Consider the following 19,200-nt stretch of genomic DNA (forward strand, 5'->3'; position numbering starts at 1 on the left):
GGTGGGTGCGTGGATGGGCTAGGAAGTTCGCCGGGAAGTGTCGGGCGCCGTCGGCGTGGCGGTGCGGGACCCGGTCCGTGGGGTGGCGGTCGGCGTGCCGAACCAGCGGCGGAACGCCTCGGTCAGCCCCTCGGCCCGCGCCCCCGCCCAGGCGACGTACCCGTCCGGCCTGACCAGCAGGGCTTCGGTGCCGAGCAGTTCCTCGTCCTGTCCGGTGCGGGGCCGGGCTTCGACGACGGTGATCCGGCCCGTACCGGCCCAGGGCGCGGCGGTCTCCCGCAGCGCCCCGGCGCCGTCCGCGCCGAGGAGCAGGAGCACGCCCCGGCCGGAGCGGAGCAGTTCGGTGGTGCGCGGGGTGCCGCGGTTTGACGCCGGTCGGGCGGGACCCGCGCCGGTCCCGATCCCGGTCCCGGCATCCGCGTACGCGTCGGCACCAGCACCAGCACCAGCACCCGTATCCGTATCCACACCCGCTTCCGTGCCGGTGAGGGCCGCGTCCGGCAGGCGTCGGCCGAGCAGGGGATGGCGGCCTTCGGCGGTGTCGTACCGGATGCCGACTCCGCTGATCGCACCGGCCAGCGACCCCCTCACCTCCTCCAGGGACATCAGCTCCCCCAGCAGGGCGCGGGCCGGTTCCACCTCGGGGCCGCCGAGGAGCAGGTACGTCTGGGCCCGGATGTTCGCCAGGGTCCGGCGGCCCACCGCGTGGCGCTCCCGGTGGTAGGTGTCGAGCAGGTCCTCGCCGACGCCGCCGCGTACCACCGCGGCCAGCTTCCACCCGAGGTTGAAGGCATCCTGCACTCCGAGGTTGAGGGCCTGGCCCCCGCTGGGCATCTGCCGGTGGGCCGCGTCGCCCGCGAAGAGCACCCGGCCGTGCCGGTAACGGGCCAGTTGACGATCGGTGTCGCCGAAGGCGTTGACCCACAGCGGGGTGCCGTGGGAGATGTCCTCGCCGGTGACCCGCCGCCACGCCCGCGCCACCTCGGCGAAGTCCGGCGCGCCACCGTCACGGGGAACGGCCCGGCGGCCGAACTCGTGCACCATCACCCGGGTCGTCCCGTTCCGGGTGGCGGCGATCGCAAGGCCCCGTTCCAGCCGCTGGAAGCGCCGGTCGGCGATCCGGACTCCGGTCACGTCGGCGCGCAGCAGTTCGCGTCCGGCGTCCCTGCCGGGGAACGCGGCCCCGGTCAGGCGCCGTACGGTGCTCTCCTCGCCGTCGCAGGCGACCAGGTAGGAGGCGCGCAGGAGCAGCGGCTCCCCACCGGGTCCCTCGGCCCGGACGGCGACCCCGTCCGCGTGCGTCTCCAGGGAGAGCAGCCGGTGCCGCCGCCGCAGATCGGCGCCGAGGGCGGCGGCCCGTTCCCCGAGCAGTTCCTCGGTCCGGGTCTGGGAGACCTTCCACTGCCCGGGGTACGGGCCGCCGAGCGGTCCGGGCGGAGTCAGGTCCATGGGCAGCCCGCCGAAGTGGCCGCGTGTTTCCCGGGGCGGCCCGTCCAGCGCGGCCAGCAGGCCGCGGGAGTCCAGGATCTCCATCGTGCGGGCGTGCAGGGTGGAGGCGCGCGACTCGGCGGTGGGTCCGGAACGCTCGTCGACCACGGTCGTCCGGGCGCCGCCCAGACACAGCTCGGCGGCGAGCATCAGCCCGGTCGGCCCCGCACCGACGACCACGACATCCGTGACATCCGTGACGTCCGTGGCGTCCATGGCGTCCATGGCGTCCGTGACATCTGTGACGTCCGTGGCCGGTGTCATGCTGCCCGGGGTCATGGCCTGCGCCGGTTTTCCGCGAAGGCTTTGGCGTGGTGGAGGGTGGCGAGGCTGTTGGTGGAGAGGGCGGTGTGGAGGTAGGTGCGGGCGTCGTGGGTGGTGGTGTGGGGGCCGAGGACGGTGGCGATGTTGTGGGGGTTGAGGGTGATGGTGTGGTGGGAGGTGGCGGTCAGACCTTGGGGGGTGGGGTGGAAGGTCCAGCGGCCGGTGTGATGGGTCATGAGGGCGGGCAGGGTGGTTTGTTTGTAGATGATGGTGTGGTGGGGGAAGGTGATGCGGTGGGAGCTGGTGGTGTGGGTGGTGCCGTCTTTGGCTTGGGTGTCCATGCGCAGGGTTTGCAGTCCGGGGCTGGTTTCGGTGAGGTGGACGGTGGCGACGTGGGGAAGTCGTTGGGGCCACAGGTGGGCGTCGTGGACGAAGTCGTAGGCGTCCTTGGCGGATCCGTCGATCAGGACGCTGTCCTCGAAGGAGAACGTCAGCTCCCGTGCGGCGTGCGCCGCTTCCACGTTCTCCTTCAACGCGGCGAGTTCCTTACGGCTGTTGGTGTCCACCGCCCGGTCGATCCAGACGAGGTCGTGCGGGTCGTCGCCGACCGCCCGATAGTCGTGCCGCAGTCGGACCCGTGACTCCCGCGCCCCCAGCGGCTCGATGATCCAGGTGCCGCCCATCGCGGCCACCGGAGGCGTGGTGACCTCCTGGCGGAAGGTGATGCGCAGCGCCTCGGGGTCGAGTTCGCGCCACGACGTCCAGTTCTTGGGCTCGCCGTTGGCCGTCGCCCAGATCCGTATCCGCTCCCACGTCCCGTCGCCCTCCACGCGGTCCGCGTGAAGCGTGGGGGGAAAGATCAACGGCCAGTTGCCGACCTCCGCGAGCAGCCGGTACACCTCCGGTGCCGGTGCGGTGATCGTGATCTCGTGCTCAACCTCACGGGTCGTCATGACGGCTCTCGTCTCCAGGGTGGGTGCGGGTGGGGAGCGGGCGCGGTCCGGTGCGCGTGCACCGGACGGGAAGCCGCCCGCGGGTGCGGCGCCGTTCAGAAGTTGCCGAGTCCGCCGCAGACGTTGATGGCCTGCGCGGTGACCGAGGCGGCCGTGTCGGAGGCCAGATAGGCGACCATCCCGGCGACCTCGCCGGGCGTGGAGTACCGGCCGAGGGGGATCTTCGCCTGGAACTTGCGCAGGATCGCCTCCTCGGTGGTGTCGTACGCGGCGGCGTAACCGGCCCGCACCCGTTCGGCCATCGGCGTCTCGACGTAACCGGGGCAGACGGCGTTCACGGTGATGCCGGACGGGGCCAGCTCATTGCCGAGGGCCTTGGTGAAGCCGACGACGCCATGCTTCGAGGCGGAGTAGGGGGCACCCAGCACGACGCCCTGCTTGCCCGCCGTGGAGGCGATGTTGATGATGCGACCGCGGCTCTTGCGGCGCATGCCACCCGCGTTGAGCACTTCCCTGGTCATACGGAAGACGCTGGTGAGGTTGGTCTCCAGGACATCGGCCCACAGCTCGTCCTCGATGTCGGCGGTGACCCCGCCTCCGGACCGGCCCGCGTTGTTGACCAGCACGTCGACGTCGCCGAACCGGTCGACGGCCGCCCGGACGAAGGCGGTGGCCGAGCCCTGGTCCCGTACGTCGAGGACGGTGCCGTCGACCTCCAGGCCCTCGTCCCGGAGCTGCTTCACGGTCTCGGCGACGGTCTCGGCACTGCGCGCGCCGATGAAGACGCGGTGGCCGTCGGCGGCCAGCGCACGGGCGGCGGCCAGTCCGATGCCGCTCGTGGCACCCGTCACGAGTGCGACGCGCTTCTCCTGCACAGACATGTTCTTCCTTTCCGGAGGTCCGGAGTTCCGGTGACGGCGGACGGAGGACGGCGGGCGGAGCCGGCGGGGCCGGGACTCCCTCTGCCGTCGGGCCGCCGGAGCGGGACGGTACGGGCGGTTCGTTCGTTCGGGGCACCGGCACGGCGGGCCGCGCGGGCGCGGGGCGGGTCCGCGCGGAGGGCGTCACCCCGGCGTGGCGGCGCGGTCAGGCGGCGCGGTGGGCGCCCATGACCGCCTGGTTGACGACGGCGATGAGGGCGCGCGGCGTGTCGGCCTCGGACAGCAGCTCCTCGTCGAGGGCGACGCGGTACTCGCTCTCGATGCGGCTGCCGGTCTCCAGGAGGGCCAGCGACTCGTAGCCCAGGGCCTCGAACCGCACGTCGAGGATGTCGCCGTGCAGGTCGACCCCCTCGTCCGCGCCCGCGGCCTCCAGCAGGATGCGGCGCAGGTCGTCCAGGGTGAATTCGGCAGTGGACACAGGGATTCCTTCCGGTTCGGTTCGGTTCGGTTCGGTTCGGTTCGGTTCGGTTCGGCGGGAGTCGGACAGGTCTCAGGGGGCCTCGTCGGCGAGGCGTGCGGCGGAGGCGGTCCGGCCGGTGCCCTGGGCCTTCGCGTCGGCTCCGACGGCACGCACGACGGCCGCGGAGTTGAAGCCTCCGTAGCCGCGTGCCAGGACCAGTGCCGTACGGATCCGGGCCGCCCGGGGCGCCGAGGTCACCAGGTCGAGGCCGTACGACTGCTCGGCGGCGACGTTGACCGTCGGAGGGATCGCGCCCTCCTCGATGGCCAGCAGCGCCGTGGCGACGTCGAGGGGCGCCGCTCCCGAGTAGAGCCGTCCGGTCATCGTCTTCGGCGCGGTCACGGGCACTCCCCCGGGACCGAAGACCGCGCTGAGCGCCTCCGCTTCCGCCCGGTCCAGTTCCGGCACCCCGGCCGCGTCCGCGAAGACCACGTCGACGTCGGCGGCGGCCACGCCCGCGTCCGCCAGGGCCAGTTCGACCGCCCGGCGCAGTCCGGGCTCCCGCCCGCTGCCCGGCCTGGGGTCGAAGGTGGCGCCGTAGCCGGCGATCTCGCCGTAGACCCGTGCCCCCCGCGACCGGGCCGACTCGGCCGACTCCATGATCAGGACGGCGCCGCCCTCTCCCGGCACGTGGCCGGACGCGTCGGCGTCGAAGGGCAGATAGGCACGGGACGGCTCGTCGCTGGTGCTGAGCCGCCCGGACGCCTGCTGGGCCACCCAGCCCCAGGGGCAGATCGACGCGTCGACCGCCCCGGAGACGATCACCGGAGTGCCCTTGCGGATGAGCCGGCGGCCGTGCGCGATCGCGTCGAGGCCGCCCGCCTGGTCGCTGACGGTGACGCCGCTGGGGCCCTTCATGCCGTTGCGGATCGAGATCTGGCCGCTGTTGACCGCGTAGAACCATGCGAACGACTGGTACGCGGAGACATGCTGGCTGCCCTGGCTCCACAGCTTGCGCAGCTCGTTCTGGCCGAACTCGAAGCCGCCCGAGGAACTGGCCATGACCACGCCCATGTCGTAGGCGGGTACGTCCTTGGGGTCGATGCCCGCGTCCGCCAGCGCCCAGTCGGCCGCGACCAGCGCCATCCGGGTCATCCGGTCGGTCTGCGGGATCAGCCGGCTCGGCAGGTGGTCCTCGGCGACGAAGCCGGGCACCTCCCCCGCCAGCGTCGAGGGGTAGGGCGACGGGTCGAACCGGGTGACGCGGCCGATCGCGTTCTTCCCGCTGTGCGTCGCCGACCAGAACTCCCGGGTGCCCAGGCCGTTGGGGGCGACGACGCCCAGACCGGTCACGACGACGGAGACGGTCATGCCGCGCTCCTCTCGGGACGCGCCAGCACCATGGCGCTCTGGAATCCGCCGAATCCGCTGCCCACGGTCAGGACGGTGTCGACGAGCTGCTCCCGCGCCAGCAGCGGCACGTAGTCGAGGTCGCACTCCGGGTCCGGGGTGTGCAGGTTGGCCGTGGGCGGCACGACGTGGTGCTCCATGGCGAGGGCGGAGGCCGCGATCTCGATCGAACCGATGGCTCCCAGCGAGTGGCCGACCATCGACTTGATGGAGCTGACCGGAGTCCGGTACGCGTGGTCCCCGAGGCTCCTCTTGAAGGCCGCTGTCTCGTGCCGGTCGTTCTGCTTGGTGCCGGAACCGTGCGCGTTGACGTAGTCGATCTCGTCGGGGTTCATCCGGGCCTCGGCCAGTGCCGTCCCGATGGCCTCCGCCATCTCCGCCCCGTCCGGGCGCAGTCCCGTCATGTGGTACGCGTTGGAGCGGGTGGCGTAGCCGGCGATCTCGGCGTAGACGTGCGCGCCGCGTTTCCTGGCGCTCTCCCTCTCCTCCAGGACGAACACGGCGGCCCCCTCGCCCAGGACGAAGCCGTTGCGGGTGCCGTCGAAGGGACGGGAGGCGCGCCCGGGTTCGTCGTGCCGGGGGGTGGTGGCCTTGATGGCGTCGAAGCAGGCCATGGTGATCGGGGATATCGGGGCGTCGGAGGAACCGGCGACCATGACGTCGGCGGTGCCCTCACGGATCAGCTCGACGGCGTGGCCGACGGAGTCGATGCCGGAGGTGCAGCCGGTGGAGACCACGGTGGCGGGTCCCTGCGCGCCGACCTCCCAGGCGACCTCGGCCGCGAACGAGCTGGGGACCAGATAGTTGTAGAGGTGCGGGACGGCGTAGGCGTGGTCGACCAGATGCAGCCGGCCGCTGTCGCTGACGACCTTGTACTCCTCGTCCAGGCCCATGGTGGCGCCGACGGCGCTGCCTATGGTGACGCCCACGCGGTAGGGGTCGTACGCCTCCACGTCGATGCCGCTGTCCGCGACCGCGCCGCGCGCCGCGACCACCGCGAACTGCGCGGCGCGGTCCATGCGGCGGATCTCCTGCGGGGTGAGGCCATGGGCTTCGGGATCGAAATCGATCTCGGCGGCGACCCGGGAGCGGAAAGGCGTGGCGTCGAAGAAGGTGATCTCACGGGTGGCGGTACGGCCCTGGCTCAGCAGCTCCCAGAACCGGTCCCGTCCGATACCGCCGGGAGCCAATACCTCGATGCCGGTGATGACGACTCGTCGGCCACTCACGCGGAAGCCTCCCAGTGGTAAAAGCGGGTGGCCATGGCATCGGCCGGAGATCGCCAGGTCTTCGGGTCGTACGCCTCGATGAACGGCTTGAGGTCGTCGCTGATCGCCACGAAGCGGGGGTCGGCCTTGGCCTGCTCGATCAGCTCGCCACCGTTGTCGGCGTCGAAGTCCTGGAGGTGGAAATAGAGGCCCTGGTACCGGAAGAGCTGGCGCCCCCGCGTTCCCATGCGGTGCGGCATTTCCGTCGCGTCGAACGCGCCGAAAAGCCGGGCGACGTCAATGCTCGACGCGGGGTCCATTCGAGCCACGATCAGCGTGCTGTGCATGGTTCTCCCCTCTATGGGGCTTCTTCGAAATGCATGAGGCATCCGCCGAAGCACCCAAGGAATTCAGAACAAGTATCCCGAGGGTCTCGCAAGGTTTCAACGACGACCGTGTCAGGACAGTGTCAGGTAATCGCAGAAGCGTCCGGAAGATGAAGGACCACGCAAAGGGCGGGCCGGAAGTCCCGGGAATGCGGGGAGGGGGTCATTCCGCCGCGACCCGGTTTTCGACGTCCCTGTTACCGATGTCGCAGATGGTGGCGCCCGAGGTCACCGACGCGCCGACCTCGGCGGTCAGGCCCTTGATGGTGCCCGCGCGGTGCGCGTTCAGCGGCTGCTCCATCTTCATGGCCTCCAGGACGACGATCAGGTCGCCCTCCTTGACCTCCTGGCCCTCCTCGACCGCCACCTTCACGATGGTGCCCTGCATGGGGGAGGCGAGGGTGTCGCCGGAGGCGGCGGGGCCGGACTTCTTCGCCGCGCGGCGCTTCGGCTTCGCACCGGCCGCCAGGCCCGTACGGGCGAGGGTCATGCCGAGTGAGGACGGCAGGGAGACCTCAAGGCGTTTGCCGCCGACCTCGACGACGATCGTCTCGCGGCCCGTCTCGTCCTCGTCGGTGTCGGTACCGGCCGGGGCGAAGGGCTTGATCTCGTTGACGAACTCCGTCTCGATCCACCGGGTGTGGACGCGGAACGGGTCGGTGGTGAAGTCCGGGTCGACCACGACGGCCTGGTGGAACGGGATCGCCGTCGCCATGCCCTCGACCTTGAACTCGGCCAGGGCGCGAGCGGCGCGCTGGAGCGCCTGTTCACGGGTGGCGCCGGTGACGATCAGCTTGGCGAGGAGCGAGTCCCACGCCGGGCCGATCACGCTGCCGGTCTCGACGCCCGCGTCGAGGCGGACGCCGGGGCCGGTGGGCGGGGCGAAGAGGGTGACGGTGCCGGGGGCGGGCAGGAAGCCGCGGCCCGGGTCCTCGCCGTTGATACGGAACTCGAAGGAGTGACCCCGCACCTCGGGGTCGCCGTAGCCCAGCTCCTCGCCGTCGGCGATGCGGAACATCTCGCGGACCAGGTCGAGACCGGTGACCTCCTCGGTGACCGGGTGTTCGACCTGGAGACGGGTGTTGACCTCCAGGAAGGAGATCGTGCCGTCCGTGCCGACGAGGAACTCCACCGTTCCGGCGCCGACGTAACCGGCCTCCCGCAGGATCGCCTTCGACGCCGCGTACAGCTGTTCGTTCTGCTCCGGGGTCAGGAACGGTGCGGGGGCCTCCTCGACCAGCTTCTGATGGCGGCGCTGGAGCGAGCAGTCACGCGTGGACACGACGACCACGTTGCCGCGGGAGTCGGCCAGGCACTGCGTCTCCACATGCCGGGGCTTGTCCAGGTAGCGCTCCACGAAGCACTCGCCCCGCCCGAAGGCCGCGACGGCCTCGCGGACCGCGGAGTCGTACAGCTCGGGAACCTCTTCCAGCGTCCGGGCCACCTTCAGACCACGCCCGCCGCCGCCGAACGCCGCCTTGATCGCGATCGGCAGACCATGCTCCCGTGCGAAGGCCACGACCTCGGCCGCACCCGACACCGGGTCGGGGGTGCCCGCGACCAGCGGGGCGCCGGCACGCTGGGCGATGTGACGGGCGGCGACCTTGTCACCCAGATCACGGATGGCCTGCGGCGGCGGACCGATCCAGGTGAGACCGGCGTCGAGGACCGCCTGCGCGAACTCCGCGTTCTCCGACAGGAAGCCGTACCCGGGGTGGATCGCGTCGGCACCCGAGTCCTTGGCCGCCTGGAGGACCTTCGCCATGTCCAGGTAACTGGTCGCCGGAGTGTCACCGCCCAGAGCGAACGCCTCGTCGGCCGCCCGGACGTGCAGGGCGTCCCGGTCAGGCTCGGCGTACACGGCCACGCTGCCGATACCGGCGTCACGACACGCCCGCGCCACACGGACAGCGATTTCGCCACGGTTGGCGATGAGCACCTTGCGCACGATGGCTCCCCCTGAGCTTCTTCTCCGGCCACTGCCGCCACCCTCCGCGTTCCGTCCGCCCTTCTTCAACGCGACCGGCTTCAGGAACGGGTCCGAATTGGCAGGCGGAGTGCGGAATTCCTCCCAAGCGGAAAGAGCCGGGTCAGGACCGGGTCAGGTCTTCGCCAACCGTCCGGGCATGAGCCGGGGCGGCCTCCGTCTTGCCAGGACCGGATTCTCGGGATCTTCCGTCGGGCCTATTCACACTTGAACTCCCGCCCCGTCCTCCGGTTAAAGGCCGCGTAAACCCCATGTGTTTTCCATCGTCCGGCGGAACGGTGTGAACCGCGAGGCGGGACATGCGTACGGCCGCACCGCCGGGTTCGGCGACGGCACCGCACCCGGCCGGTCCACACGAGGCCAGGCCGCCCCCGGAGGCAGGGAAACGCGAATGGTTCCATCCACTTCACAGGTGTGCGCATAATTCCGCAAGGGGAATTTTTACCTCCGCCCGATTGGCGGAATCGGGAAACCCCGCAGGTCCGGGATCTTCTCCCCGCCCACCCGCCGGTCGAATGATTCACTTTTGTCCGGGAATCGCCGCAGGCTGATAAATCTTTTTTAAGAGAAAGCCTTTCCTGCTACCACCTAAGCCTGACCACGGAAGTGGCAACAGGCCCATAGAAGAGCAAAGTTGACAGTCGATCGAACTTATTTGATACGTTTCAGTCACGAGCATTTAAAAGTCGATCATCACATCGTGCACCTCAGGAGGAGCAGATGAGTCGGCAGGCCACTGCACGGTCCCCGCGGTTAGCCGAATCCCCCACCACACCCCGGGACGAGGTCCTGCGCGTGCTGGTCGTCGAGAACGACGCCCGGTCCGCGGAGACCCTCCTCCAGGGGCTCGCGAGACAGGGTTACGCCACCCAGAGCATCTCCACCGGGGCGCAGGCGCTCCAACTGCACGGAAGCGCCGACCTCGTCCTGCTCGACCTCGACCTGCCGGACCTCGACGGACTGGAGGTCTGCCGGAGCATCCGCGCCGTCTGCGACACCCCCGTCATCGCCGTCACCGCCCGCGACTCCGAACTGGACCGCGTCCTGGGCCTCCAGGCCGGGGCCGACGACTACCTGGTCAAGCCGTACGGCTTCCGTGAACTCCTCGCCCGCATGGAGGCGGTGATGCGCCGCGTCCGGCTGCACACCACGGCGTCCCGGGTCGTCAGCCACGGTGCGCTGCGCATCGACGCGGGGGCCCGGGTCGCCACGCTGGACGGGGAGCCGGTGGACCTCACCCGCAAGGAATTCGACCTGCTGTACCTGCTGGCCTCCCAGCCCGGCACGGTCATCCCCCGGCGCCAGATCATGGCCCAGGTGTGGGGAGACGCCTGGTCCCCACGAGGCAGGACCATCGACACCCACGTGGGCACCCTGCGCGGCAAGCTCGGCTCCAGCGAATGGATCCTCACCGTGCGCGGCATCGGCTTCCGCCTGGGCCACCCCTAGCACCTCAACCACGCCCGGCACGAAGGGAGTTCAGGCAGGAGGCCGTGACCTCGCCACTCGCGGCGGACGAGGGAAAGACGCACCGCGAGGCGATCGGCCGCCGGATCCCGGGCAGGCTCGACAGGACGAACTCCCCCTCGGAACAGAGCAGTTCACGACGACACGTCAACCCACCGCGATCCACCGGCCGTCACCATGCGAAGACACCGCCTGAGCCCCGGGGACCTCACGCCTTCAGGTACGTGAGGACCGCCAGGACCCGGCGGTGGGTGTCCTCGGCCGGGGGCAGGTCCAGCTTCGCCAGGATGTTGCCGATGTGCTTGCCCACCGCCGCCTCCGTCACCACCAGACGGCGCGCGATCGACCCGTTCGACCTGCCCTCCGCCACCAGCCCGAGCACCTCCCGCTCGCGCGGGGTCAGCGCCTCCAGCGGATCGCGCCGACGCCGCAGCAACTGCCGTACGACCTCCGGATCGACGACCGTCCCGCCGTCCGCGACCCGCGCGAGGGCGTCGAGGAACTCCTCCACCTGCCCCACCCGGTCCTTGAGCAGATAGCCGACGCCCCTGCCGTCCCCCGCGTCCAGAAGGTCGGCGGCATAGCTGCGCTGCACGTACTGGCTGAGCACGAGGACCGGAAGGGCGGGCCGCTCGGCGCGGAGCGCGACCGCCGCCCGCAGCCCCTCGTCCTGGAAACCGGGCGGCATCCGCACATCCGTGACCACCACGTCCGGCTCGTGGACGGCGACCGCCGCCCGCAGCGCGTCGGCGTCCCCCACGGCGGCGACCACCTCGTGCCCGAAGCGGGCCAACAGCCCGATCAGGCCCTCCCGGAGGAGGACACCGTCCTCGGCGAGGACGACTCGGAGGGGACGGACGGCAAGGGACACGGGATCTCCGCTCTCAGCAGGGTCGGCCCGCCCGGCGGGCTCGTGATCGTCAGGGTGCCGTCCAGGACGGCGATCCGGTCCGCGAGACCGGTGAGCCCGGAACCCCGGGCCGGGTCGGCGCCGCCGCGCCCGTCGTCCTCGACGTCGAGCCGAAGCACCCCGCCCGAGAACCGGGCCCGCAGCCGCGCCCGGGAGGCACCGCTGTGCCGGGCCACGTTCGCCAGCGCCTCGCAGCCCGCGAAGTACCCGGCGCTCTCCACCGCCTCGGGCAGCCGGGGCAGGTCGACGTCCGTGTCCACGGGGACGGCGGACCGGTCGGCGGCGTCGGCCAGCGCCGCGCCGAGCCCGTAGTCGGCCAGGACCTGCGGACGGATGCCGTGGATCAGCTCCCGCAGCTCGGTCAGGACCCGGCCCGCCTCCTCGTGCGCCTTCGCCAGCTGATCGGCCACCGGACCCGGCGGGACGTCGAGCCGGGCGAGCCCCAGGGTCATCGTCAGGGCCACCAGACGCTGTTGGGCCCCGTCGTGCAGATCCCGCTCGATCCGGCGCCGCTCGGCCTCGAAGGCGTCCACGAGCCTGGCCCGGGAGGCGATGACCTCCCCGATCCCGTCCCGCGCCCCGCTCTCGCGCGGGACCAGCAGCGCACGGGCGAGGGCCGCGCGGGCCCCGGCGAACGCGACGAGCGGATAGGTCAGGGCGACCAGGAGCACCGCGCCGAGCAGAGCCGCCGCGAGGGCCTCCGGGTAGGAGGTCACCAGATACGCCTTGACGACCTTGGCCTCGTGACCGTCCACCGCCAGCTGGACGGGGGCGCCGAGCAGCAGCACCGGCAGACCCGCGCTGACGGCGGCCACCAGCAGGTCGAGCGGCCACAGGACGGTGGCGAGGAGCAGCGCGTACGCCAGCTCCCGCCAGGTCGCCCGCTCCCCCGCCCGGAGCCGGAGCCAGGCCCCGAGCCCGGGGACGGCGGGGACCCGGTGCGGGTCCGGCGCCGGGGCGGGGTCGACCAGCCGGAGCCTTCGGCGCTCGATCCCACCGAGGACCAGCCCCGAGAGCAGCAGCGGCGGCAGCCCCACCAGGATCAGCGAGGCGAGCCCCAGGAGCAGGAAGGCGCAGCAGACGACGGCCCCCAGCAGCGCCCCGGACAGCAGATACCCCCACGCGCGCCACGGCCGGGACCCCGGCGGGAAACGGGCCCGGGTGAGCGCCTGCCAGGGCGTACGGGGTTCCATGCGGGCCACAGTAGGGGGCGGGCGACGACGGAGGCCATGGGGCTGGAGGGCGGGAGGGGGGTGGGGCTGGGACTACCTCGGGGGCCGCTTCGGGAGGGCTGCCCCGGGGGCGGGGCAGCCTCGGCCGGAAGACCGCCCCGGAACAAGGGCTGCCCGTCTCGGTCCTGCCCCGCGCGGCGGCCGTGGGGGTGTCGCCGCGCGGAGCCGGACCGGGTGCCCCTCGGCACTGGCGGGCGGGAGGCCGGGGCGCGGCTCGCACCCCGGCCGGGGTGGCATCGGCCCCGCGAGGGGGCGGATGCCGGGAGCGGGCCTGGCCGGAGGTCAGAAGTTGACGTCCGAGCAGGCGTAGAAGGCGTTGGCGGTGTCCGCGATCGTCCACACGGCCAGGATGAGGTGGCGGCCCGTCTTGCCCGCCGGGATCGTCCCGGAGTGCGTGAGGGTCGCCGGCGGCTGCTGACGGTTGTAGGGGACGGTCAGGAACGGCTGCGGGTCGAGCGAGGCCCGGGTCAGCTTCTGGTTCGGGTTCCAGCCGTTCCTGGTGATGTAGTACTTGAAGTCGGTGGTGGCGTGCCGGGCCGTGAACTGCCAGCGGAAGCTGTAGCTCTGGCCCGCCGTGAGCTGCGTCGCGGGCCACGCGCCGCCCCGGGGGTCGTCGAGTTCGGCGAACTGCCCGAGCCCGCCCGAACAGATCGCGCCGTCGGCGGGACCGGCGGCGGGGAAGCCCTTCGGACCCTCGACCGACTGCGGCTCCCACTTGATGTTGCCGCAGTTGGTGACGGTGCCGTCGGCGCAGAGCTTCTGGCGGCTGATCGGCGCGTCGGTGTAGCCGTGGCTTCCCGCCGTGCCGGTGGAGAGGAAGGTGACGCCGGCGACGCCGAGCGCCACCACCGCCGCCCCGAGTGACTTCTTGCGCATGCTGTCGCTCCTGGAGAACGTGGGGGTGTTCCGTCGGGCTGTGCTGCACAGGTGCCAGGTACCGGGTACCACGTACACGTGCCGGGTACCGGGTCCGGAGACCGGGACACGGCACGGCCGGGGAGCCGTACCGCACCCCTTATTTTGGTCTGGACCAACTCCCAAGGTATGGACGGAAGTTGCCCCTGTCCATCCTTTACGCACCCTCGACAGGACCGGTCCTTCCCGTGTAGAAGGCCACCGTCAGATCCTTGACCAGCGCCTTGCGCTCGTAGTCGTCGAGCTCCACCAGACCACGGCTGGTCAACCGGTGGACCACGTCGTCCACCGCGTCGACCACCGAGGTCAGGACGCTGTCCCGGTGCTTCGCGTCGATCGCGGCGATCCGCCGGCGGCGCATCGCCGCCGCCACCTCCGGCGCGTACTCGATCCGCGTCGGCTGCGCCGAGAACACGTCCACGCCGACCGGCACGCACTCCGCCGACAGGAGCCGTGTCAGCGCCTCGCCGACCGCCTCCGCGTCCCGGAGCGTCGGCGCGTCCTCGTGGAACGCGTCCGCCGGAAGCTGCGAGAGCACCCGGGCCATCGCCGCCTCCACCTGCTCCCGCAGATACTCCTCGTGGCCTTCGACCCCGAGCGCCGCCCGGACCGTGTCCCGCACCCGCCACACCACGAGGACGACCACGTCGAGCGCCGTGCCCTTCGCGTCCACCGCCGGCAGCGGCTCGCTCCGCCAGTGCCGGAGCCGTACGTCCACCCGGTGGCGCAGCAGCAGCGGGCTCACCCAGATCAGCCCGCTGCGGCGGACCGTGCCCCGGTAGTCGCCGAAGAGCGTCAGGACCCACGCGTAGCCGACCCTCCCCCGGCCCAGCCCGCCGAACGCGAACAGGGCGAGCACCACGCCGAGCATCAGCAGCGCCCACTGGCCGAGGTGGATGCCCTGGTACGGCTGGAGGGGAAGCCGCAGCATCTCCGCCGCCGCCTCCGGTACGGCCCCGGTCCACCACAGGACCACCGCGCACCAGACGAGCCCGAGCGACCCGGCGAGCACCCCGGTCCACCCCGGCAGCACCGGTCCCGGCCGCTCCACAAGACCCGGATCGGCGGGGGGAGACGGCCGGGAAGCCGGAGAACGCGGCGCGGGCTCCGCGACCGCCCCCGCCTTCCGCGCCTGCGCCTGCGCCTGCGCCTTGACCTTCGACGGCGCCGGGATGCCCGGACCCCGCCCACCCTTCGGTACGGGTACGGGTACGGGGGCGGCCATGGCGATGGTGTCGGGACCGCCTTCGCCGCCGTCGCCCGGCACCGGGGGCGCGGCGCCGTCCGGCTGGTCGCGGAAGAGCAGATGCACCGGGATGGACCCGGTGGTCTCGGTCCCGATCACGTTCTTCCGCCGCGCCATCCGCACGACCCCGACGACGGGCACGGCGACGGTCCCCTGCCGCACCCCGATGACCTGCTTGAAGTCGGGAGCGGGGCGGGTGCCGGGGGCGGGGCTCGGCGCGACCACCGCAGACGCCGGAGCGAGGCTCCCGGGGACGGGGTCCTGCCCCTGTACGGGGGCTTGGGGCTGAGGCTGCCCGGGGGGCTGGGGCGCGGGGGCCGTCGGGGCAGGGGCGTACGGGGCCTGGGCACGCCCTGGGGTCTGGCCTTGGGCCTGGGGCGCGGAGGCCGTCGGAGCGGGGACGGCGGGAGTCTTCGCCGCGCTCTCGGCGTACGGCTGCGGGGCGGGGGCGGCGGGCTTCGCCGTGTCGTCCGGCTGCGCGGGCGGAACCTCCGCCGTACGGGACGGACTCCCGGCCTCGGGACGCGGCCGGTCGTCACCGGACCGTACGCCGACGGGCGCCGGGGCGGGCTCGGCGCCTTCGTCCCCGGGCCCGCGCGTCCGGACGGGAGCGGGAGGTGGTTCGGGGGCCGGAGCGGGCGGTGCCACCGGAGCCGGGCCCGAGACCGGCCCGGGGACCACCGGAGTCGCGGCCGGGGCGGGCCCCGAGACCGAAGCCGGAGCGGAAACCGGGCCTCGGGCGGGGGCCACGCCCACGCCTGCTTCCGCCTCCGCCTCCGCGCCCGTGGCCGTGGCCGTGGCCGCGCCCGTGGACCCGCCCAGCGCCGGACTTGAGACGGGAGCCATGCCCAGGGCCGACGCGGAGGCCGGGGCAGAGGCCGACGCGGAGGCCGGGGCGAATACCGGAGAAGGGGCTGCGACCGGTTCCGCGACCGAAGCCGCAGCCTGGCCCGGGGCGGGGGCCGGGCCCAAGGCAGGAGCCGGGCGCGGCGAAGAAGCCGGGTCCGACGGAGGGGCCGGGTCCGACGGAGGAGCCAGGGCAGAGGCCGGGACCGGGTCCGACGGAGGGGCCAGGGCAGAGGCGGGGGCCTGACCCGGGGCAGGAGCCGGGGCCGACGGAGGAGCCAGAGGAGAGGCCGGGGCCGAGGCACAGGCCGAGTCCGCCGCCAAGGTCGGCGCCCCCTCCCTCCGTACCTCATCCGGCACCCGCCCTGCCCCCGAGTCCCAGCCCACGCCCGAGGCCGAACGCGAGTCCCAGCCCAAGGCCGAACCCGAACCCAAGTCCCAGCCCGAGGCAGAACCCGAGGCAGAACCCGAGCCCCCTACGGGCTCCACCCCCGAAGCCACCCCCGGCCCCCGCTCCGGGGCCGCAGCCCCGCCCGGATCCGACACCAGGGCCGCAGCCCCACCCGGATCCGGCGCGAGGCCCGAAGCCGAACCCGGCACGGACACCGGCCCAGGAACAGGAACAGGAACCGGCACCGGCACCGAAGCCACCCCCGCCGTCGGCACCGCCCCCTCCCCCGGCCCCGTACCCGGCGCGCCCCCCGTCCCCCGGGGCGGGGACGTTCTCGGGAGGGTGCCGTCCGTCAGGCGTCTGGCCGTGCGGGCCGCGTCGCGGGAGGCCGCCGCGCCGGAGTCCGCCGGGTTCGGGGTCGGTGCCGTCATTCGGGGTTCACCTCATGTTCTCGGGGTCATCGGAACAAGCGCCGCCAGGTCTCCGGGCCCGGGTAGCCGTCGGCCGCCGCGTCGCGCCAGCCCTGTGCCCGCTGGAAAGCCTCGACGTTGCGGCGGTCCGCCTCCGTCCAGCGCGGACCGGGTCCCGACGTGTAGTGCTTGCCGAAACCCCGCTTCACCAGTTGTCTGCCCAGCGTCTCCACATACGCGTTGGACTGGCCCGGACGGAAGGAGCCACGCCCGGGAAAGTCCGTGACGGGGGTACTGGAGCCGCCCGAACCACTCGAACCGCCGATGCCGGTCCCGGTGCCGGGACCGGTCCCGGTGCCCCCTCCGGTGCCGGTACCCGTGCCCGTGCCGGTCGTGCCGCCGATGTCCTTGCCGCCGCCTCCGACGAGGAGCTTCCAGGTCCCCGGACCGGGCAGACCGTCCGCCTCGGCGCCCTTCCAGCCCTGCGCCTGCTGGAACGCCTGCGTGGCCCGCCGGTCCGCCTCGCCCCACGTCGGGCCGGGGCCCTGGCTGTAGAACTTCTTGCCGCCCCGCTGTACGAGCAGCTCCCCGAGCCGGGTCACGTGCGCGTTGCTCGCACCGGGACCGAACATGGCGGTGCCGGGGAACTGACCGGCCTCCGGGGTCGACCCGCCGTTGCCGGTGCCGCCCGTGGAGCCCGTGTCGCCGCCGCCGACCACGCCCTTGTAGCGGTAGGCCACGTACTGGTCGGCGTGGTTCCAGTACGCCATGGGCGTGGCCTGCTTGCGGGTGTGCGGCTTGGCCTGCTCGTAGGCGATGTAGGAGGTGTGGGTGTAGTCGGTCCAGCCGCCGAAGATCGTGACGTGGGAGCCGCGCGTCGGGTCGGCGTTGTTGTGGAAGAGGAGGATGTCCCCGGGCTGGAGGTCGGCGCGGTCGATCCGGTCGGCGAAGCGGGCGAGGCTGCCGGTCCACTCGTTGCCGGGCAGGTTCCAGGCCATCGAGATGTAGCCGGAGCAGTCCTGGCGGTAGCCGTCGGACCAGTACTTGTTCATCGAGTACGGGACCTTGGCGTTCACCCACAGCTTGGCGCGGTTGACGATCTCCGTGCGGGTGGTCTGGCGCAGCCCGGTGGTCGGGCCCTGGCCCGGCATCGGGGCGGCGAAGGGGGTGGCCTTGGCGCCGGAGCCGCCGTGCAGCGGCTCGGGGCGGCCCTGCGGGTTGTCGACGGGGACGACGGCGGCCGTCCGTACCGTGCCCGTCGTGCCGGAGGTCCCCTGCCCCGCGACCTCCGCGCCGGTGCCCGCCGGGGCCATGGCGGAGGCCGCCCCGCCGCCGCCGAGGACCATGCCCGCCGCCGTCATCATGACCAGCGCCCGGCGGGCGCCGTGCGCGGCGGGGTGACCGCCGTCCGCGACGGCCAGGCCCAGCGCGAGATCGCGCCGCCGTCGTGCGCATCCCGGACAGCCACAGTCCGCCGCTGGCTCGATTTCCTCGAAGACCGGCACGCTCATGCGATTCCCCTCCACACTCGTCAAGATCCTTTGGCACCCTTGTTTCGGGCGCCAGTGTCTCAACTGTCTGGACAAATCGCATTTTGACGGAGCGAAGGCCCGATACGACCATCCGACAGGCCGGTGGTGACCGGAATTGGTCGGGAGCACACCCGCAGGTCGGGTAGAGTTCTCTCTGTCAGCAGGCGCCGCTAGCTCAGTTGGTTAGAGCAGCTGACTCTTAATCAGCGGGTCCGGGGTTCGAGTCCCTGGCGGCGCACGCACAGTCAAGGCCCCTCACCGATGGTGAGGGGCCTTGACGTTTCTCCCGCGCCTTCCGCCGATGCCCGGCCCAGGCCCGCGGCCCTCCGCCCCCGGTCAGTCCTCCGTCGCCGTCAGATACGCCGAGACCACCACGTTCGCCGTGTACACGCCCGCCGCGCGGTCGAACGTACCGCCGCAGGTGATCAGGCGCAGCTCCGCCCGGTGCGGTTCCCGGGCGCCGTAGACCTTGCCCGGATCGAAGCCCTCCCGGGGGTGGACCTGGACGTCGTCGATGGTGAATTCCGCGATCGTGTCGTCCGTCCGGGTGATACGGATCTTCTCCCCCGGGCGGGCCGCGCTCAGCCCGTAGAAGACGGCCGGGCGGGTCTCGGTGTCGACGTGGCCGACGAGGAGGGCCGCCCCCGCCGCGCCCGGCCGGGTGCCGGAGCCGAACCAGCCCACCGTACGGGCCCGCTCGAAGGGCGGCGGGTCGATCGCTCCTGCCGCGTCCAGACCGCGCGCCTCGACGGGGGCGTCGACGCCGAGGGAGGGGATCTGGATCCAGCGGGGCCCGGCGGGGGCGATGGGGTCGTGCGCCGGGGGCAGCTCGATGTCGAGCGGGCGCCCCACGGCGGCGATGTCGCCGGTCGTCGGCCCGGTCCCGGCAAGCCCCTCCCCCGCCCCGCCGCCCCAGAGCCAGAGCCCGATCAGCGCGACCGCCCAGACGACGCCGACGGCCTGCCGTCCGTTGCCCGCCGGACGGAAACCCGCCGTCCGGTCCCTGCCCGGCGCCCGGGACCCGGCCGCCGGTCCGGCCCGTTCCGGTCGGCGCGGCCTGGCCCGTGCCCGGCGCCCCCCCGGCCCGGGAGGGCCAGATCACCGAGCCCTACTCGATCTCGGCGGGCCTCGACTACCCGGGCATCGGCCCGGAGCACGCGTACCTCAAGGACAGCGGTCGCGGCGAGTACCGCGCCGTCACCGACGACGCGGCC

The 19,200-nt window shown here is 72.6% G+C and carries 14 protein-coding genes, 1 tRNA gene and 2 pseudogenes; 3 read left to right on the forward strand and 14 right to left on the reverse strand.

Features of this window, described 5'->3' with window-relative positions:
- Positions 1-18: 18 nt before the first annotated feature.
- The 8 genes from BU197_RS05580 to BU197_RS05615 all read right to left on the reverse strand — a co-directional run bounded on the left by BU197_RS05580 (position 19) and on the right by BU197_RS05615 (position 8,998).
- Positions 19-1,704 carry an FAD-dependent monooxygenase gene (locus BU197_RS05580; protein ID WP_188267095.1) on the reverse strand — a complete coding sequence of 562 codons (1,686 nt, stop codon included), beginning with the start codon at positions 1,702-1,704 and terminating at the stop codon, positions 19-21.
- 59 nt (positions 1,705-1,763) lie between these two features.
- Positions 1,764-2,705, reverse strand: coding sequence for an aromatase/cyclase (locus BU197_RS05585; RefSeq protein WP_188267075.1), 942 nt, complete (start codon positions 2,703-2,705; stop codon positions 1,764-1,766).
- A 95-nt stretch (positions 2,706-2,800) separates the two neighbouring features.
- Positions 2,801-3,586, reverse strand: a complete 786-nt coding sequence (gene fabG, locus BU197_RS05590) for a 3-oxoacyl-ACP reductase FabG (protein WP_188267076.1) — start codon at positions 3,584-3,586, stop codon at positions 2,801-2,803.
- Positions 3,587-3,791: 205 nt separating this feature from the next.
- Positions 3,792-4,064: a phosphopantetheine-binding protein gene (locus BU197_RS05595; RefSeq protein WP_188267077.1), complete on the reverse strand. Its 273-nt coding sequence runs from the start codon at positions 4,062-4,064 to the stop codon at positions 3,792-3,794.
- A 72-nt stretch (positions 4,065-4,136) separates the two neighbouring features.
- Positions 4,137-5,417 (reverse strand): ketosynthase chain-length factor, encoded by a 1,281-nt coding sequence (locus BU197_RS05600; RefSeq protein WP_188267078.1) that lies wholly within the window; start codon positions 5,415-5,417, stop codon positions 4,137-4,139.
- A complete protein-coding gene (locus tag BU197_RS05605) occupies positions 5,414-6,685 on the reverse strand; it encodes a beta-ketoacyl-[acyl-carrier-protein] synthase family protein (RefSeq protein WP_188267079.1) in 1,272 nt (423 codons plus the stop codon). Before BU197_RS05605 ends, BU197_RS05600 begins: the two co-directional genes overlap by 4 nt.
- Positions 6,682-7,011, reverse strand: a complete 330-nt coding sequence (locus BU197_RS05610; RefSeq protein ID WP_188267080.1) for a TcmI family type II polyketide cyclase — start codon at positions 7,009-7,011, stop codon at positions 6,682-6,684. Before BU197_RS05610 ends, BU197_RS05605 begins: the two co-directional genes overlap by 4 nt.
- 202 nt (positions 7,012-7,213) lie before the next feature.
- Positions 7,214-8,998, reverse strand: a complete 1,785-nt coding sequence (locus tag BU197_RS05615) for an acetyl/propionyl/methylcrotonyl-CoA carboxylase subunit alpha (protein WP_188267081.1) — start codon at positions 8,996-8,998, stop codon at positions 7,214-7,216.
- Between the two features lie 834 nt (positions 8,999-9,832).
- Here BU197_RS05615 and BU197_RS05620 point away from each other — a divergent pair.
- Positions 9,833-10,486: a response regulator transcription factor gene (locus BU197_RS05620; RefSeq protein ID WP_317452170.1), complete on the forward strand. Its 654-nt coding sequence runs from the start codon at positions 9,833-9,835 to the stop codon at positions 10,484-10,486.
- 226 nt (positions 10,487-10,712) lie between these two features.
- Here BU197_RS05620 and BU197_RS05625 read toward each other — a convergent pair whose 3' ends face one another.
- The 5 genes from BU197_RS05625 to BU197_RS05645 form a co-directional block, all read right to left on the reverse strand.
- On the reverse strand, positions 10,713-11,375 hold the full coding sequence (locus BU197_RS05625) for a response regulator (protein ID WP_188267083.1): 663 nt from the start codon (positions 11,373-11,375) through the stop codon (positions 10,713-10,715).
- Positions 11,306-12,607, reverse strand: a complete 1,302-nt coding sequence (locus BU197_RS05630; RefSeq protein ID WP_188267084.1) for a sensor histidine kinase — start codon at positions 12,605-12,607, stop codon at positions 11,306-11,308. Before BU197_RS05630 ends, BU197_RS05625 begins: the two co-directional genes overlap by 70 nt.
- Positions 12,608-12,928: 321 nt before the next feature.
- Entirely contained in the window at positions 12,929-13,522 is a 594-nt protein-coding gene (locus tag BU197_RS05635) for a lytic polysaccharide monooxygenase (RefSeq protein ID WP_188267085.1), read from the reverse strand.
- Positions 13,523-13,718: 196 nt separating this feature from the next.
- Positions 13,719-15,653 carry an SPFH domain-containing protein gene (locus BU197_RS30255; RefSeq protein WP_188267086.1) on the reverse strand — a complete coding sequence of 645 codons (1,935 nt, stop codon included), beginning with the start codon at positions 15,651-15,653 and terminating at the stop codon, positions 13,719-13,721.
- Positions 15,654-16,501: 848 nt separating this feature from the next.
- Positions 16,502-17,965 carry a peptidoglycan-binding protein gene (locus BU197_RS05645; RefSeq protein ID WP_188267087.1) on the reverse strand — a complete coding sequence of 488 codons (1,464 nt, stop codon included), beginning with the start codon at positions 17,963-17,965 and terminating at the stop codon, positions 16,502-16,504.
- Between the two features lie 185 nt (positions 17,966-18,150).
- On the opposite strand from BU197_RS05645, the gene BU197_RS05650 reads away from it, so the two are divergent.
- Positions 18,151-18,224: transfer RNA gene (locus tag BU197_RS05650), tRNA-Lys, on the forward strand.
- Positions 18,225-18,322: 98 nt separating this feature from the next.
- Here the strand turns inward: BU197_RS05650 and BU197_RS05655 are convergent.
- Positions 18,323-18,976: pseudogene (locus BU197_RS05655) on the reverse strand (class F sortase); the annotation flags it as partial.
- A 98-nt stretch (positions 18,977-19,074) separates the two neighbouring features.
- On the opposite strand from BU197_RS05655, the pseudogene BU197_RS05660 reads away from it, so the two are divergent.
- Positions 19,075-19,200: pseudogene (locus BU197_RS05660) on the forward strand (tryptophan synthase subunit beta); the annotation flags it as partial.

This window comes from Streptomyces sp. CBMA291 (assembly GCF_014596525.1).
GTDB lineage: Bacteria > Actinomycetota > Actinomycetes > Streptomycetales > Streptomycetaceae > Streptomyces.

What these genes read in the sequence shown, in the direction of transcription:
- BU197_RS05580 (WP_188267095.1), bottom strand. Translation starts at nt 1,704, where the DNA reads ATGGACGCCACGGACGTCACGGATGTCACGGATGTCGTGGTCGTCGGT.
- BU197_RS05585 (WP_188267075.1), bottom strand. Translation starts at nt 2,705, where the DNA reads ATGACGACCCGTGAGGTTGAGCACGAGATCACGATCACCGCACCGGCA.
- fabG (WP_188267076.1), bottom strand. Translation starts at nt 3,586, where the DNA reads ATGTCTGTGCAGGAGAAGCGCGTCGCACTCGTGACGGGTGCCACGAGC.
- BU197_RS05600 (WP_188267078.1), bottom strand. Translation starts at nt 5,417, where the DNA reads ATGACCGTCTCCGTCGTCGTGACCGGTCTGGGCGTCGTCGCCCCCAAC.
- BU197_RS05610 (WP_188267080.1), bottom strand. Translation starts at nt 7,011, where the DNA reads ATGCACAGCACGCTGATCGTGGCTCGAATGGACCCCGCGTCGAGCATT.
- BU197_RS05630 (WP_188267084.1), bottom strand. Translation starts at nt 12,607, where the DNA reads ATGGAACCCCGTACGCCCTGGCAGGCGCTCACCCGGGCCCGTTTCCCG.
- BU197_RS05635 (WP_188267085.1), bottom strand. Translation starts at nt 13,522, where the DNA reads ATGCGCAAGAAGTCACTCGGGGCGGCGGTGGTGGCGCTCGGCGTCGCC.
- BU197_RS30255 (WP_188267086.1), bottom strand. Translation starts at nt 15,653, where the DNA reads ATGGCTCCCGTCTCAAGTCCGGCGCTGGGCGGGTCCACGGGCGCGGCC.
- BU197_RS05645 (WP_188267087.1), bottom strand. Translation starts at nt 17,965, where the DNA reads ATGAGCGTGCCGGTCTTCGAGGAAATCGAGCCAGCGGCGGACTGTGGC.